At 66.2% G+C, this 15,646-nt stretch carries 14 protein-coding genes; 5 read left to right on the top strand and 9 right to left on the bottom strand.

Annotation, left to right across the window (positions count from 1 at the left end):
* Positions 1 to 17: 17 nt before the first annotated feature.
* The 8 genes from LDO14_RS08060 to LDO14_RS08025 all read right to left on the bottom strand — a co-directional run bounded on the left by LDO14_RS08060 (position 18) and on the right by LDO14_RS08025 (position 7,945).
* Complete coding sequence (locus tag LDO14_RS08060) at positions 18 to 671, bottom strand: lysophospholipid acyltransferase family protein (RefSeq protein WP_018772026.1); 654 nt, start codon at positions 669 to 671, stop codon at positions 18 to 20.
* A gap of 49 nt (positions 672 to 720) precedes the next feature.
* Positions 721 to 1,434: a (d)CMP kinase gene (gene cmk, locus LDO14_RS08055; RefSeq protein WP_018772025.1), complete on the bottom strand. Its 714-nt coding sequence runs from the start codon at positions 1,432 to 1,434 to the stop codon at positions 721 to 723.
* Positions 1,434 to 2,543 (bottom strand): prephenate dehydrogenase, encoded by a 1,110-nt coding sequence (locus LDO14_RS08050; protein WP_134164415.1) that lies wholly within the window; start codon positions 2,541 to 2,543, stop codon positions 1,434 to 1,436. The genes cmk and LDO14_RS08050 overlap by 1 nt, the downstream gene beginning before the upstream one ends.
* A gap of 3 nt (positions 2,544 to 2,546) precedes the next feature.
* Positions 2,547 to 3,755, bottom strand: coding sequence for a pseudouridine synthase (locus LDO14_RS08045; RefSeq protein WP_223994713.1), 1,209 nt, complete (start codon positions 3,753 to 3,755; stop codon positions 2,547 to 2,549).
* Positions 3,756 to 3,892: 137 nt separating this feature from the next.
* Complete coding sequence (locus LDO14_RS08040) at positions 3,893 to 4,636, bottom strand: SMC-Scp complex subunit ScpB (RefSeq protein ID WP_223994711.1); 744 nt, start codon at positions 4,634 to 4,636, stop codon at positions 3,893 to 3,895.
* Positions 4,633 to 5,448, bottom strand: a complete 816-nt coding sequence (locus LDO14_RS08035) for a ScpA family protein (protein ID WP_018772021.1) — start codon at positions 5,446 to 5,448, stop codon at positions 4,633 to 4,635. Before LDO14_RS08035 ends, LDO14_RS08040 begins: the two co-directional genes overlap by 4 nt.
* Positions 5,449 to 5,455: 7 nt before the next feature.
* Positions 5,456 to 6,355 carry an AAA family ATPase gene (locus LDO14_RS08030; protein WP_026266195.1) on the bottom strand — a complete coding sequence of 300 codons (900 nt, stop codon included), beginning with the start codon at positions 6,353 to 6,355 and terminating at the stop codon, positions 5,456 to 5,458.
* 243 nt (positions 6,356 to 6,598) lie between these two features.
* Positions 6,599 to 7,945, bottom strand: a complete 1,347-nt coding sequence (locus LDO14_RS08025) for a C4-dicarboxylate transporter DctA (protein ID WP_018772019.1) — start codon at positions 7,943 to 7,945, stop codon at positions 6,599 to 6,601.
* 158 nt (positions 7,946 to 8,103) lie between these two features.
* On the opposite strand from LDO14_RS08025, the gene LDO14_RS08020 reads away from it, so the two are divergent.
* Together LDO14_RS08020 and LDO14_RS08015 are read left to right on the top strand one after the other, a co-directional pair.
* Positions 8,104 to 9,738 (top strand): sensor histidine kinase, encoded by a 1,635-nt coding sequence (locus LDO14_RS08020; RefSeq protein WP_223994709.1) that lies wholly within the window; start codon positions 8,104 to 8,106, stop codon positions 9,736 to 9,738.
* Entirely contained in the window at positions 9,735 to 10,448 is a 714-nt protein-coding gene (locus tag LDO14_RS08015; RefSeq protein ID WP_018772017.1) for a response regulator, read from the top strand. Before LDO14_RS08020 ends, LDO14_RS08015 begins: the two co-directional genes overlap by 4 nt.
* 39 nt (positions 10,449 to 10,487) lie before the next feature.
* Here LDO14_RS08015 and LDO14_RS08010 read toward each other — a convergent pair whose 3' ends face one another.
* Entirely contained in the window at positions 10,488 to 12,392 is a 1,905-nt protein-coding gene (locus LDO14_RS08010) for a propionyl-CoA synthetase (protein ID WP_144599569.1), read from the bottom strand.
* A gap of 173 nt (positions 12,393 to 12,565) precedes the next feature.
* Here LDO14_RS08010 and LDO14_RS08005 point away from each other — a divergent pair, with 173 nt between their 5' ends.
* From LDO14_RS08005 to prpB, 3 genes are read left to right on the top strand one after another with little or no spacing between them, the layout of a single operon-like run.
* On the top strand, positions 12,566 to 13,222 hold the full coding sequence (locus tag LDO14_RS08005) for a GntR family transcriptional regulator (protein WP_018772015.1): 657 nt from the start codon (positions 12,566 to 12,568) through the stop codon (positions 13,220 to 13,222).
* Positions 13,215 to 14,735, top strand: coding sequence for an MmgE/PrpD family protein (locus tag LDO14_RS08000; protein WP_223994707.1), 1,521 nt, complete (start codon positions 13,215 to 13,217; stop codon positions 14,733 to 14,735). Before LDO14_RS08005 ends, LDO14_RS08000 begins: the two co-directional genes overlap by 8 nt.
* A complete protein-coding gene (gene prpB / locus LDO14_RS07995; protein WP_223994705.1) occupies positions 14,736 to 15,638 on the top strand; it encodes a methylisocitrate lyase in 903 nt (300 codons plus the stop codon).
* The last annotated feature ends 8 nt before the right edge of the window (positions 15,639 to 15,646 follow it).

The raw sequence follows: 15,646 nt of genomic DNA, 5'->3' as shown, positions 1-15,646 counted from the left end.
TGCACTGTCCTTAGTGGTCATCTGCCGGCGTCCCCGGCTACTGCTGTCAAGTCGTTGTGGTCAGCGGAAGGCAAAGGCTGCCCGCTGAGTTGGATAGCGTCCTGGACGTGCCCGGCCAGCGCTGCACGGATGTCCTGCGCCGCCCTGTCCATTGAAGCACGCCCGCTTTCACCGGCCCGGCGGGCCAGGGTAAGGGCTGATCCGAAGCTCACGTGGAATCGCCGCCCCGGCCGCGGGACGAAGTCCAGGTGCTCGTCGCCCTGCCGGGTGCCCAGGATGGCCACCGGAACAACCGGTGCCCCGGAGTTCAGCGCCAGCCAGGCCACGCCCCCGTTGATGTCCGCGGCTGCCCCGCTCCCCCGCGTCCCTTCCGGAAGAATCCCAACGCAACGTCCGGCGTCGAGCACGTCCTTGCAGCGCTGCAGCGCCGCCCGGTCACCCTGCCGGTCCACCGGAAGCTGCCCGGAGGCGGTGAGTACCCGGCCCAGGAAGCCCTGGAACATCTCCTGTTTTACCAGGATGTGCATGGGGCGCGGCGCCGCGCCGAACATGACCGGCCCGTCGAGGAAGCTGATGTGGTTGGCTGCGAAGATCACCGGACCGCCGGTGGGGACGTTGCTCCTGCCCGTCACCGTGGTCCGGTAGACCACGTGGTCCAGGATCCATCCCACCGGCCTGCTCCACGCCATGGTCAGTCGGGTTGGCACACCCGCCCGGGCCTCAGTCACGGTTGAGGACCTTTGTAACGATCACGAGGGCGGCATTGACGGTCTGCTCGAAGTCCAGGTCCGAGGAGTCCAGCGTGACCACGCCGTCTGCCGCCTGGGTGAAGTTCACCACGGTTGAGTCCCTGGCATCCCGGTGGGTCACCTGGGCTGCCAGCTGTTCGGCGTTCTGGGTACCGCCCAGCTGGATGCCGCGCCGGCGGAGGCGGGCTTCCTCGCTTGCGGTGAGGAGCATGCGCACCTCGGCTCCGGGCGCGACGACGGTGGTGATGTCCCGGCCTTCCACCACCATTCGGCGGTGGTGCTTTTCAATCAGGTCCCGCTGCCTGCGGATCAGTTCGGTCCGGGCACCAAGCGTGGTGGCCACGGAGCTGACCGCGGCGGAAATTGCCGGTTCGCGGATGGCATCGGTGACGTCCACGCCGCCTACCCGCACGTATTCCTCCTGGGGGCTGGTGCTCAGTTCCAGCGCAAAGTCCCGGGAGGCCTGTTCCACGGCCGGCGTGTCATCAAGGTCAATCCCCTGGTTTACGCAGTACCAGGTCAGTGCGCGGTACATCGCTCCGGTGTCCAGGTAGGCCAGCCGCAGCCTGCGGGCAACCTCCTTGCTCACGCTGGATTTACCGGAGCCGGACGGTCCGTCGATGGCAACCACCAGCGGCCGGCCGATGCGCAGGGCGCGCATCGTCTCGAGGAGTTCCTGTGTCATTACTGAAGTACCCGCCATCCGCGGTCGTTGAGAGCTTCGATCAGGTGGTCGTGCTTGTTCGGCAACACAGACAATTCCACCATGCCAACGTTCTGTCCGGAGGAATGGTCCAGCCGAAGATCCTCGACGTTCACACCGATTTCACCGATCTCGGTGAGCAGCTGCGCGATCTGGCCGGGCTTGTCATCCACCAGGACGGTGAGCCAGGAGTATGCCTGCGGCGGGCCGCCGTGCTTGCCGGGAATCCGGGCCTGGCCGGCGTTGCCCTCACTGATCAGCTGTGCCAGGTCCAGCCGGGCTCCCGGTGCCGTGGGCTGTTCCAGGGTTCCGATGAGGCGGTTCAGGTCCTCGCGGACGCCGTAGAGGATCTCCACGACCTTGGCTGCATTCCCGCCGAGGATCTGCACCCAGAGGGTGGGATCGCTCGCGGCAATCCTGGTGACGTCGCGGAGGCCGTTGCCGGCCAGGGACAGGGCGTGCAGTGGCGTTCCCTGGAGGCGGCTGGCCAGCAGGGATGACATGACCTGGGGCAGGTGCGACACCAGGGCCACTGCTTCATCATGTTCGTCCGCCGTGAACTGCGAGACAACCGCTCCAAGATCCGAGGCAAGCGACCGTGCCACTTGCAGGGCAGCGCCGGAGGTCTCCCCGGAGGGGCACAGCACCCAAGGCATGGAGGTGAACAGCTCGCCGCGGGCGGCCACCGGTCCCGATTTTTCCCGCCCGGCCATGGGGTGGGTGCCCACGTACCGGGTGAGGTCGGCACCGAGGCTGCGCAGACGGGCCAGGATGTCAGCCTTGACGCTGGCTATGTCCACCACGACGGCGTCGGGGTAGTCAGCCAGCGCCTGGCACACGACGCCGGCCGTCACGTCCGGCGGGGCGGCAACCACAACCAGTTGCGGTTTGCGGTTGCCCAGCTCGGACAGGGGACGCCCGGCACCGATGTCCACCGCAACCGCCTGGTTGGTGGGTGACGGGTCGGAAAGGAACACAGGTACGCCACGCCCCCGCAGGCCCAGCCCAATGCTGGTGCCCAGCAGTCCGGTACCAATCACCACCACCGGGCCATCCAGGTGGCCGCGGCCCTGGCTTTTGAACGCGGACATGCGTCAGAGTCCTACGGATGCCAGCAGGTGGCCGACTTCCTGCTTGCCCAGGTTGCGGATGCTGCCCTGGCGCTGGTCCCCGAGTCCGATGGGGCCCACCTTGACGCGGACCAGCCGCTGGACCGGGAAGCCGACAGCATCAAAGAGGCGGCGGACAATCCGGTTCTTACCCGAGTGGAGCACAACCTCGATCAGCACGTGGCCCGGGGTGGAGTCCACCAGGCGGAAGGAGTCAACGGACGCGAACCCGTCCTCCAGTTCCACGCCGGCTTTCAGCTGGGCGCCTACGCCCTGCGGGAACGGCCCGCGCACCTGCACCAGGTAGGTCTTGGGAACCTCGTAGGACGGGTGGGTCAGCCTGTTGGCGAGTTCGCCGTCGTTGGTCAGCAGCAGCAGGCCTTCGGTGGCGACGTCGAGCCTTCCCACATGGAAGAGGCGTTCGCCGGTGTTCTTGTTGCTCTTCAGGAAGTCGCTGATGCACGGCCGGCCCTCGGGATCCTCCATGGTGGACACCACGCCCTTGGGCTTGTTGAACACCATGTAGACCAGGTTCTCGTCCAACTGGATCCGCAAGCCGTCAACATGGATGACGGCGGTCTTGGGATCGACGCGCATGCCGAGTTCCGTAACCACCTGGCCGTCCACCTCAACGCGGCCCTCGGCGATCATTTCTTCGCAGACGCGCCGGGATGCGACTCCGGCGGACGCCATTACTTTCTGGAGGCGCACGCCGTCTGCATCATGGAGTTCGGACTGCGGAACGTTACCGCGGGGGCCCTTCTTCCGGCCGGGCTTGCGGACCGGACCCAGGTTCTGGCCGAAGCGTTCGCTGCCGAATGCACGGGAAGCGGCTGTCCCGGGTGCACCGGTACGCGGCTTGGGCTTGAGGGCACCGGGAGTTCCGGGAGCCTTCTTGGCGCCGGGCTTGCGTGCCGCGGGCTTGCGCGACGACGGCTTGGCGCCACGGGCGCCCTCCGATGCCCGTGCCTGCTGGTCCCCCGCCAGATCGGGGTCGATGAAGCGTTCCTCGCGCGGCTTGGGGGCGCGGTGGGGCCGGTCCCCGCCGAATCCTGCTGCCCGCTTGGCTGTTCCGCCGCGGGAACCGCCGCTGAAGCCGCCGCCCTGTACGCTGCGCTGCTGGGAGTTGTTGCGCTCGTTGCCGCCGCGTCCCGAACTGTTACGTGGTGAACCCTGGCGTCCCGCCTGTGTCATGACCCGTCCTTCAATGTGTTTTGGCCGGCAGAGATGTCCAAGGACAACCCTAGCCAGCCGCGCAGACTTCGTCTGCCCTGATAGAAAACCTGATAAACAAACTGCTCATGAGACCGCTGCCGGCAGAAGGGTCCTGCCTACATGGTCCCGGCGTCGTAGAACTCTGCGATCCCGTCGAGTCCCGGAAGGTGCGGCGACAGCTGGGGCAGGTCCTCCACTGAACTGATTCCCATCCGTTCAAGGAAATAGGAGGTGGTCCGGTAGAGGATTGCGCCGGACTCGGGATCCGTTCCCGCGTCCTCGATCAGCCCGCGCTGGGCAAGCGTCCGTACGACGGAATCAACATTGACACCGCGAATTGCAGACACCCGGGCCCGGGAAACGGGCTGGCGGTACGCGATGACTGCCAGCGTTTCCAACGCCGCCTGGGTAAGCCTGGCGGTCTGCCCCTCAAGCACATATTTGCCGACAATGTCGGCAAACTCCGTGCGCGAGTAGATCCGCCAGCCACCGGCGATGTTCCGCAATTCAAAACCCCGGGGGCTGGAACCAATGCCAGTGTGGCTGGCATCCTCCATCTCCGGGGCTTTAACAGTATAGCCGTTATACTCACGCTGCAGTTCTGCCAGCAGGGAGCGGACCGCTGTGACCGTCAGGCCTACCCCGGCTGCCAGCTCCTCCTCCGTGGCGGGTTGGTCCAGGACCATGAGCACCGCTTCGAGGGCAGCCTTGGCACCGCCGGGGAGGTCGTCGAAGTCCGGGCCGTGGTCCGCGTCCTCCCGTGGGGCCGTGTCCTCCGGCTTCCCTGCGCCCGCCGGCTTCCCTGTGTCCTCAAGCATTGCCCCGCCTTCCACGGCCAGGTCCTGCGGCTTGGAATTCACGCCTGCTCCTCATACTCTTCGCTCAGGTTTTCCGCCGACCAGTCGCGGCCTTCGGCTGTCCAGTGGATGGCAAGCTCGGACAGCGGGGACAGCTGATCGAACGACACGGCCCGGTCCCGGAACAGTTCCAGGAGCGCCAGGAAGCGGGCCACCACCACCAGGGTGGAATCGGCGTCGGCAATCAGGGAACGGAAGGTCTGGGGCGACTCCTGTTGCAGGCGAAGCCCCATCATCCGGGCCTGTTCCTTGACGCTGACGTTGCTCCCATGCAGGTGGCCGAGTGCCACTTGCGGCGGCTGGGCGGGCGCTTTGGGCCGGAGCGCGGCCTCGGCCAGCGCGGCGAACTGTTGCGGCGTGTGTTTCCACACCAGTTCAGGAAGCATCGACGCGAAGTGCTCCTCCAAGGCCACCTGGCGTGGAAAGCGCCGGCCTTCCTGGTGCAGGGTTTCGCCCAGGATTCCTGCCACCTGCTTGAAAGCCTTGTACTGCAGCAGCCGGGCAAAGAGGAGGTCCCGCGCTTCCAGAAGGGCGATGTCCTCGTCGTCCTCCACCTCACCCGCGGGAAGGAGCCGTGCCGCCTTGAGGTCAAGCAGCGTGGCGGCGATCACCAGGAATTCGCTCGCCTCGTCCAGGGCCCACTCTTCACCGAGCCGCTGCAGTTTACGGATGTACTTGATGAACTCATCCGTGACGGTGGCAATGGCCACTTCTGTAATGTCCAGCTGGTGTTTGGCGATCAGCCCCAGAAGGAGGTCGAAGGGACCCGTGAAGTTGGCCAGCCGCACCTCGAAGCCGGGTTTGGATTCGGCCACGGCGTGGTTAGGGTGCGCCGCCGCGGGAGATCAGCTCCTTTGCCAGCCGGCGGTAGGCGTCGGCGCCCACGTGGTTTCCGGCGTAGCTGGTGATGGGCTCCGCGGCCACGGTAGCGTCTGCGAACTTGATGGAGCGCTTGATGACGGTTTCGAAGACCTTGTCGCCGAACGCCTCCACCAGGCGGGTGATCACTTCGCGGCTGTGCAGTGTACGTGCGTCGTACATGGTGGCCAGCACGCCGTCCACCTGAAGGCGAGGATTCAGCCGGTCCTGGACCTTGTCGATGGTTTCGACCAGCAGCGCCACGGCGCGGAGGGCGAAGAACTCGCAAATGAGCGGGATGATGACGCCGTGGGCTGCCGTGAGGGCGTTGACGGTCAGGAGGCCCAGGGAGGGCTGGCAGTCGATGAGGACGACGTCGTAATCGTCTTCGACTTTCTTGAGCGCACGGTCCAGGACCTGTTCGCGCGCCACCTCGTTGACCAGCTGGACTTCCGCGGCGGAGAGGTCGATGTTGGCGGGCAGCAGGTCGACGTTTTCGACGCCCGTGTGGTGGATGGCGTCACGGATATCCACCTTGCGGTCCATCAGGACGTTGTACACCGTGAGGTCCAGCTCATGCGGGTTGACACCAAGGCCGGCGGAGAGCGCGCCCTGGGGGTCGAAGTCCACCAGGAGGACGCGGCGGCCGTACTCGGCGAGCGCCGCGGCGAGGTTGATGGTGGAGGTGGTCTTCCCCACGCCGCCCTTTTGGTTGACCATGGCGATGACGCGGGCCGGACCGTGGGAGGACAGCGGCGCGGGTTCCGGGAACTCCCGGTATGGGCGCCCGGTGGGCCCCATCACCGCGTTTTCCAGGTCGAATTCCGTGCCCTCCAGAGTTGCTGAACCCTGTTCGCTGCTCACGTATCTGTCCACACTTTCGATGACGGTGATTTCCTGCCGCTGGCTCACCAGCGCCGTTCGTTCTGCTCCCTAGGTTACAGCGCCCGACACGGCATTCGACGGAACTTGACTTTCCGCGAATGTTGAGCCTTGACCCTCTAGCTGAGGTCGAAGGTTGCACTGCCGGGGAACGCTGCCGGGGAACGCAGGACCGCCCCCGCAGCATGGCTGCGGGGGCGGTCTCGTGGGGTGTCCTGGCGGTGGCTAGGCCTTGGCAGCCTCGCGGGCGCCCTCTTCCTTGGGTGCCATTTCGCCGTGATGGTGGACCATCATGGTTGCCTCGTCGAAAGGTTCTTCGCCGGACAGCACCCGGCCAACCTGGCCGCCGTCGATCTCCTTGACCCAGGTGCCGATCAGGACGGTGGCCACCGCGTTGCCCGTGAAGTTGGTCAGGGCGCGGGCCTCGGACATGAACCGGTCGATGCCGACGATCATGCCCACGCCGCCGAGTAGTTCGGGCTTGTGTGCCTGCAGGCCGGCCGCGAGGGTTGCAAGGCCGGCACCGGTCACACCGGCGGCACCCTTGGAGGCGATGATCATGAACACCAGCAGGGAGATCTGGGCGCCGAGGTCCAGCGGGGTGCCCATGGCGTTGGCCACGAACAGGGACGCCATGGTCAGGTAGATGGCGGTTCCGTCCAGGTTGAAGGAGTAGCCGGTGGGAACGGTGACGCCGACGACCGGCTTGGAGACGCCGAGGTGTTCCATCTTGGCGATCAGCCGCGGCAGTGCCGCTTCCGAGGACGACGTGGAGAAGATGATGAGGTACTCACGGGCCAGGTACTTCATCAGCTTGAAGATGTTGACGCCGGCAACCACCTGGAGCAGGCCGCCCAGGATCACCACGATGAACAGTGCGCAGGTGATGTAGAAGGCGATCATCAGGGTGAACATGCTGACGATGGCCTGCACGCCGGTTGCGCCCACGACGGCGGCGATGGCACCGAAGGCACCTACCGGAGCGAGCCACATGATCATGATGAGGATGCGGAACACCAGTGCCTGGCCGTAGCCGACAGCCTTGAGGATCGGGGCACCCTGGGCGCCCATCTTCTGCAGCGCGAAGCCAACCAGGATGGCTGCCAGCAGGGTGGGCAGCACGGGGACGTCACTGGGGATGATGCCCAGCAGGAAGTCCACGGTGCTGTCGGTCGCCGCCTTCTTGTTGGGGTCGTACGGCGTCAGCTTCAGGCCCTCGCCGGGGTGGATGATGTTGCCTACCACCAGGCCGATGGCCAGGGCGAAGGTTGACATGATGATGAAGTAGCCCAGTGCCAGGCCGCCGACCTTGCCGACGGTGGCTGCCTTGGCGATGGAGCCGATGCCCAGGACGATGGTGCAGAAAATGACCGGTGCGATCATCATCTTGATGAGCTTGACGAAGCCGTCGCCCAGGGGCTTAAGGGACTTGCCCACCTCCGGGAACAGCAGGCCCACCACCGCGCCGAGGACGACGGCGGCGATAACTGCGATGTAGAGGTAGTGGGACTTGTCCAGTCCCTTGCGCCGCGGGGTCGCGGTCTCGAGCGACTCTCCTCGTTGAGAAGCCATGATGTGTCTCCTTGTGGATATTCTGATAGACGTTGCGGCGCAGTCTCTGGGCTCAACACGTCCGTCCAATGTGATATCCATCATTGGGCACCCCGTGATCCAGCTCACCGTTGCGTTCATATTGGTCGCGGTATCGGCAGGGTCCAAGGGAGGCAGGCATGATCCACCGCTGGAGTATCGCCCGCCGGCTCTTCCTGGCGAACCTGCTGATCGTCGTGTCGTTTATCGCCATCGTGGGAACGGCCGCCTACGTGGACGCGCGGGACCGGACGTATGACGAAGCGGGCCGCCGGATGGAAGGCGTGGCTGCCTCCATCGCCGCCAATCCCCTGGTGCTCCAGGCTGCTGCCACGCCGGACCCGTCCGCCGTCCTGCAGCCGTATGCCAAAGACGTCACCACCGCGGCCCACGTGGACTTCATCACGATCATGGCGCCGGACCGTACCCGCTGGACCCACCCGCGGGACGAGGAGCTGGGCCGGCCCTACATCGGCTCCATCGATGAAGCACTCCGCGGCCACACCTACACCGAAGTGACGGCAGGTACGCTGGGCCCGTCGGTGCGGACCATTGTTCCGGTCAAGGATTCTGCGGGGACAGTCAAGGCCCTCGTAGCGGTGGGTGTTACCGTCCGCAGCGTCGATATCGCCTTTGCCGGGCGCCTTCCCGTCCTGCTGGCCGTCGGCGTGGCCCTCCTGGTGGGCGGTTCACTGGCGTCGTGGCTGCTGGGCAGGTACCTGCGGCGGGTTACCCGGGGCTGGGGTCCCGAGCAGCTGGCACAGCTGTTCGCCTACTACGAGTCGGTGCTGCACTCGGTCCGGGAAGGGCTGATCCTGATCGATGCCCGGAAGCGCGTGGTGATGTACAACGACCAGGCTGCCGAGCTGCTGGGCCTGGCCGACACCGGCAACAATGACCCCACCCGGCCCCCATCGCTGGCAGACCTTCCCCTGGACGACGAACTGCGCAGCCTGTTCGAGTCCGGGCGGACCACCAAGGACGAGATGGTCCTGACCGGCTCCCGCGTGCTGGTGGTCAACCAGGGGCCGGCCCGGGGTCCCGAGGCCCGGGGCACCCGCGGGAAGGTCCCCGTCTACGGGACCGTGGCCACCCTCAGGGACCGGACAGAAATCGAAGCGCTGGGCAACGAACTGCAGACCATGCGCACCCTTTCCGACGCGCTGCGCGCCCAGACCCACGAGCACGCCAACCGGCTGCACACCTTGGTTTCGCTCCTGGAACTCGGCCGGACCAGGGAAGCCCTGGACTTTGCAACCCAGGACCTGGCCCTGAGCCAGCAGCTGACAGATGACATGGTGAGTTCGATCGATGAACCGGTGGTGGGCGCCCTGCTCATGGGAAAGGTGGCCGAGGCCCACGAACGCGGCGTCCAGCTGGATCTCTCCACCCTGGGCTCCGGCACGGCACCCGGGGTAGCCGTCCAGGACCTGGTGACGATCCTGGGCAACCTGCTGGACAATGCCATCGATGCCGCCGCCGATGCACCCCCTCCGCGGAGGGTGGTGCTGACGCTGGAGGCCGATGAAGAAGGCCTGGACATCGCCGTCAACGATTCCGGAACGCCCATCGACCCCACCGATGCGGAAAAGATCTTCCGGCACGGATTCAGCACCAAGCCTGCGGGGGCCGGGGGCCGGGGCATCGGCCTGGCCCTGGTGCGGCAGGCGGTGCAGCGTTTGGGCGGTACGCTGGCCATCAACGGCCGGCGCGGCGCCAAGTTCGAAGTATTCCTGCCTGCAGCGGTGTCCGCGGAGAAGGAGCACAGACAGTGAGCAACATCCGGGTCCTCGTCGTCGAAGATGAGGCCATCGCTTCGGCAGCGCACGCGGCCTACGTGGGGAGGCTGGAAGGATTCGAGCTCGCCGGGACAGCCCCCGACGGCCAGTCGGCCCTGCGGCTGCTGAACGAATTCGTGGCCGCGGGAGAGCCCGTTGAACTGGTCCTGCTGGACATGAACCTGCCCGACCTGCACGGCCTGGACATCGCCCGCCGGATGCGTTCGGCGGGGATCCTGGCGGACATCATTGCGATCACCGCCGTGCGCGAACTGGCGATCGTCCGCAGCGCCGTGGCAATCGGCGTGGTCCAGTACCTGATCAAGCCCTTCACGTTCGCCACGTTCTCCGACAAGCTGGAAAATTACCGCCAGTTCCGGCAGCAGTTGGCCGGTTCCGGCGGTGGCCCCGGCAAGGGGGGCGCCTCGCAAAGCGAAGTGGACCAGGCCTTTGCCAGCCTCCGGGCGCCATCCGAACTCCCGCTGCCCAAGGGACTCTCAACCTCGACGCTCGGATCCGTCCAGGAGTTCCTCCGGGGGCAGCCCGAAGCAGTGTCCGCCACGGAGGTCATGGACGCCCTGGGGATGTCGCGCGTGACGGCTCGGCGCTACCTTGAGTACCTGGCCGATGCGGGAACAGTTTCCCGGACCGCCCGCTACGGCACCCCCGGCAGGCCGGAGAACGAATACCGCTGGAACACCCGCTGAGCTGCTCGGGGTTGGACGTGCGCGCCCCGGCCATGCGCCTCAGCCAGCCTCCGCCTCCCCCGCCCGGAGTGCTCCGATCAATTGATCGATGACGCCTGGATCCTCGATGGTGGACGGAACGGTGTACTCCTCGCCGTCCGCTATCTGGCGCATGGTCTTGCGGAGGATCTTCCCCGAACGGGTCTTGGGCAGTGCATCCACCACTGTCACCTGTTTGAAGTCCGCAACCGCACCAATGTCCCGCCGGACCAGTGCCACTAGATCCTTGGCCAGGACATCTTCGGCGATGTCCACCCCGGTTTTGAGCACCACGTAGCCGCTGGGACGCTGGCCCTTCACGGGGTCGGCGAGGCCGATCACGGCGCACTCCGCAACGGCCGGATGCTGGCCGATCACCTGTTCCATGGCGCCGGTTGAGAGCCTGTGCCCGGCAACATTGATGATGTCGTCCGTACGGCCCATGACAAAGATGTACCCGTCCCGGTCCTGGTAACCCGAATCGCCGGTGGCGTAGCAGCCCTCGAAAGCCTGAAGGTAGGAAGAGATGTAGCGCTCATCATTCCGCCACAGCGTTGTGAGGGTGCCCGGCGGCAGCGGCAGTCCAAGCACGATGTTGCCCTCGGTGCCGGGTTCCACCTCTCCGCCTGCGCCGTCGAGGATCTGCAGCCGGAACCCGGGCATGGGCACGCTCGGGGAGCCGGCCTTGATGGGCAACTGCTCCAGGCCACGCGGGTTGGCGCAAATGGCCCACCCGGTCTCGGTCTGCCACCAGTGGTCCACCACCGGCACGCCGAGGGCCCGTGATGCCCAATGGAAAGTGTCCGTGTCCAGCCTCTCGCCGGCAGTGAACAGGGTCCGCAGGCTGGAGATGTCGTACTTCCGCAGCAGCGACGCCGCCGGATCCGCCTTGCGGATGGCCCGGAGTGCCGTGGGCGCAGTGAAGAGCACATTGACCCTGTGGTCCCGGACCACGCGCCAGAATGCGCCGGCATCCGGGGTGCCTACGGGCTTGCCCTCGTACATCACCGTGGTGGCGCCGGCCAGCAGCGGGCCATAGACAATGTAGGAGTGCCCCACTACCCAGCCGACGTCTGACGCGGTCCACATCACGTCGCCCGGACCGACGTCGTAAATGTTCTCCAGGGTCCAGCGCAGGGCGACGGCGTGGCCGCCGTTGTCCCGCACCACTCCCTTTGGCGTGCCGGTGGTTCCGGATGTGTAGAGGATGTAGAGCGGATCGGTGGCCTTCACCTCAACGGGAGCGGCAGGCTCTGCGGAAGCCATTTCCGTGTCCCAGTCCAGCCAGCCCGCATGGTCCGCAGCCTTGGACGCGAATCCGTCGCGCTCCTTGACCAAGACGGGAAGATCCGGCGTGCCCGCCAGTTCCAGCGCCTCCGCGACGGCCGGCAGATACTCGATGCGGCGGGCGGGTTCGATCCCGCCCGAAGCGGTCACCACCGCCGTGGGTGCGGCGTCCCGGATCCGGGCCGCGAGCTCCTTGGGCGCAAAGCCGCCGAACACCACGGAATGGACCGCGCCCAGCCGGGCCGACGCCAGCATGGCGATAGCGGCTTCCGGGATCATTGGCATGTAAATCACCACGCGGTGCCCCTTTCCCACGCCATGGCCACGCAGCACACCGGCAAAGCGCGCCACGGCGTCCGTGAGCTGGGCATACGTGTAGCGGTGCCGGGTTCCCAGCATGGCCGAGTCATGGATCAGGGCCACCTGCTCCCCGCGGCCTTCGGCGATATGCCGGTCAAGGGCGTTGTAGCAGGTATTCAGTGTGCCGTCGGGAAACCAGCTGTAGAGCGGTGCCCGCGTGGAGTCCAGCGCCTGCGCCGGAGGAGAGCTCCAGGCGATGTTTCCCGCGGCCTCCAGCCAAAAGTCGTCGGGCTCTTCGATGCTGCGCCGGTAACTGTCCCGATAGCCGGTGGTGACCATAACGTAATCCCGTCCACGACGTTGTGATGCAGCTCATGCTAGCTGGCGGAGTTAACGACCACAAGGGTCGCTGTATACAAGGAAGTCAATTTCTGGCATATTTTCTCAAAGGTCCATTCTTTTGAGCCCAGTTGTGTATACACTGATGCAGTCAGCCGAGGAAGGAGACGAGCATGCGCGCCAGCGACAAGGCCTATGCCGCCCTGCGCGATGACATCATCGAATGGCGCCTGGCGCCGGGTACGGTCCTTGCCGAGGTGGAACAGTCCGAGCGTCTGGGCGTCTCGCGCACACCGCTGCGGGAAGCCTTGGGGCGCCTTACGGCGGAAGGCCTCACGACGGCAGGCGGCCGCGGCGTCGTCGTCACCGACATCTCGCTTGAGGACATTGACGAACTGTTCGAACTCCGCGAAACCCTTGAGGGCAGGGCGGCGGCACTGGCTGCGCGGCGCGGCGAGGCTGCGACGTTCGAGCGCCTGCAGCGCGAACTGCTCGAGGCTCCCGCATTGATTGGCGGTGACGAGCCGGCCCTGCATGACTACTACGAACTGGTGGGCCGGCTGGACACAGCAATCGACGCCGCCATCTCCAACTCCTACCTGGCCCAGGCCATGCGCAGCCTGCGCGTTCACCTGGTCCGGATCCGCCGGCTTGCCGCCGACGATGCCTGCCGGCTCACTGCCGCAGCCGCCGAGCATGCCGCCATCGCGGAGGCCATCGCGGCCGGCAACCCCAGGCTCGCCGAGGCGGCCACCATCGTCCACCTGCACCGAAGCCTCTCCCACGTCAAAGCAACCCACGCATCCCACCCGAAGGAGCACCATGGTTAAGGAACACCACGTCCGCGTCTATAAAAGCGAAGAAAACCTGCCCCGCGAGGACCAGCTGGCCTACAAAATCGCCCAGGTCGCCGCGGACCCGGTGGCTGTGTCTGACGACGTGACCGCTATGGTGATCAACCGCGTCATCGACAACGCCTCGGTGGCGATCGCTTCCCTGAACCGCGCGCCGATCGTCGCCGCCCGTGCCCAGGCGCTCACCCATGGACCCAGTACGGGCGGCAAGGGGTCCAAGGTCTTCGGCATCGAGGACCGCGTGTCCCCGGAGTGGGCAGCCTGGGCCAATGGGGTGGCTGTCCGGGAACTGGACTACCACGACACCTTCCTCGCGGCCGACTACTCCCACCCCGGGGACAACATCCCGCCGATCCTCGCCGTCGCCCAGCACGTTGGCGCCAGCGGCCACGACCTGATCCGGGGCATCGCCACCGGGTACGAGATTCAGGTCAACCTGGTCAAGGCCATCTGCCTGCACAAGCACAAGATCGACCACGTGGCCCACCTCGGCCCCTCTGCCGCGGCCGGGATCGGCACCCTGCTTGGCCTCGATGTGGAGACCATCTTCCAGTCAGTGGGCCAGGCGCTGCACACCACCACCGCCACCCGGCAGTCCCGCAAGGGCGAGATCTCCACCTGGAAGGCCCACGCCCCGGCCTTTGCCGGCAAGATGGCCATCGAATCAGCGGACCGGGCCATGCGCGGCCAGACCTCCCCCGTGCCCATCTACGAAGGCGAAGACGGCGTCATCGCCTGGATGCTCGATGGCCCGGACGCCTCCTACATGGTCCCGCTTCCCACCCCGGGTGAAGCCAAGCGCGCCATCCTGGACACCTACACCAAGGAACATTCCGCGGAGTACCAGGCCCAGGCGTGGATCGACCTTGCCCGCAAGCTGCACCGCGAACACCCCGAGGTCACCGATCCGGCCAACGTCGAGTCAGTGCTGATCAAGACCAGCCACCACACGCACTACGTGATCGGCTCCGGCGCCAACGACCCCCAGAAATACAGCCCCACCGCGTCCAGGGAAACCCTGGACCACTCCATCCCGTACATCTTCACCGTGGCCTTGCAGGACGGGGCCTGGCACCACGTGGACTCCTACGCCCCGCAGCGCGCCGCCCGTCCGGACACCGTGGAACTGTGGCACAAAGTCAGCACGGTGGAAGATCCCGAATGGACCCGCCGCTACCACTCCCTGGACATCGCAGAGAAGGCTTTCGGCGGCTCGGTGGAGATCACGCTCAAGGACGGCACCGTCATCACCGACCAGATCGCCGTTGCCGACGCCCACCCGCTCGGCGCCCGCCCCTTCGCCCGGGAACAGTACATCAACAAGTTCCGCACCCTCGCCGCCGGGCTCGTGGAGGAGGCTGAGATCGAAAGGTTCCTCACCGCCGTCGAACGCCTCCCACAGCTCGCCGCCGGTGAGCTGGACCAGCTGAACATCACCGCCGCTCCCGGCGTCATCGACCTCGCGGCGGCACCGAAGGGACTGTTCTAGATGCTGTACTCAAAGACCACCCCGGAACAGAAGCGGGTCCGCTTCCGGGAACTGCTGGCCTCCGGGACCATCCAGCAGTTCCCCGGCGCGTTCAACCCGCTCTCCGCCCGGCTGATCGAGGAAAAGGGCTTCGCCGGGGTGTACATCTCCGGCGCCGTCCTCGCCAACGACCTCGGCCTGCCGGACATCGGCCTGACCACCCTGACCGAGGTAGCCGCCCGGGCCGGGCAGATCGCGCGGATGACTGACCTGCCCTCGATCGTTGACGCGGACACCGGCTTCGGGGAGCCCATGAACGTGGCACGCACCGTCCAGGAACTCGAGAACGCAGGCCTGGCCGGCTGCCATATCGAGGACCAGTTCAACCCGAAGCGCTGCGGCCACCTGGACGGCAAGAACGTGGTGGACCAGGACACCGCCGCCAAACGCATCAGGGCCGCGGCCGACGCCCGGCGGGACCCGAACTTCCTGATCATGGCCCGCACCGACATCCGCGCCACCGAGGGGCTGGAAGCCGCACAGCAGCGCGCCAAAGCCCTCGTCGAAGCCGGCGCCGACGCAATTTTCCCCGAAGCCATGAAGGACCTGGGCGAGTTCAAGGCCATCCGCGACGCGGTGGACGTGCCGATCCTGGCCAACATGACCGAGTTCGGCAAGAGCGACCTCTTCACCGTGGATGAACTGGCCGGCGTCGGCGTCAACATGGTGATCTATCCGGTGACGCTGCTCCGTAGTGCCATGGGGGCTGCTGAGCGTACTCTGGAATCGATCAAATCCGACGGCACCCAGGAGGCGCAGGTTCCAAACATGCTGACCCGTGCCCGGCTCTACGACCTCGTTGACTACGAGGCCTACAACCGCTTCGACACCGGCGTGTTCAATTTCCAGATTCCCGGAACATGACACCCGGC

Origin of the sequence: Arthrobacter sp. NicSoilB11 (genome assembly GCF_019977375.1) — a bacterium.
Lineage (GTDB): Bacteria > Actinomycetota > Actinomycetes > Actinomycetales > Micrococcaceae > Arthrobacter.
Note: the sequence above shows the minus strand (reverse complement) of the source record. Positions and strands in the feature narration are given on the sequence as shown.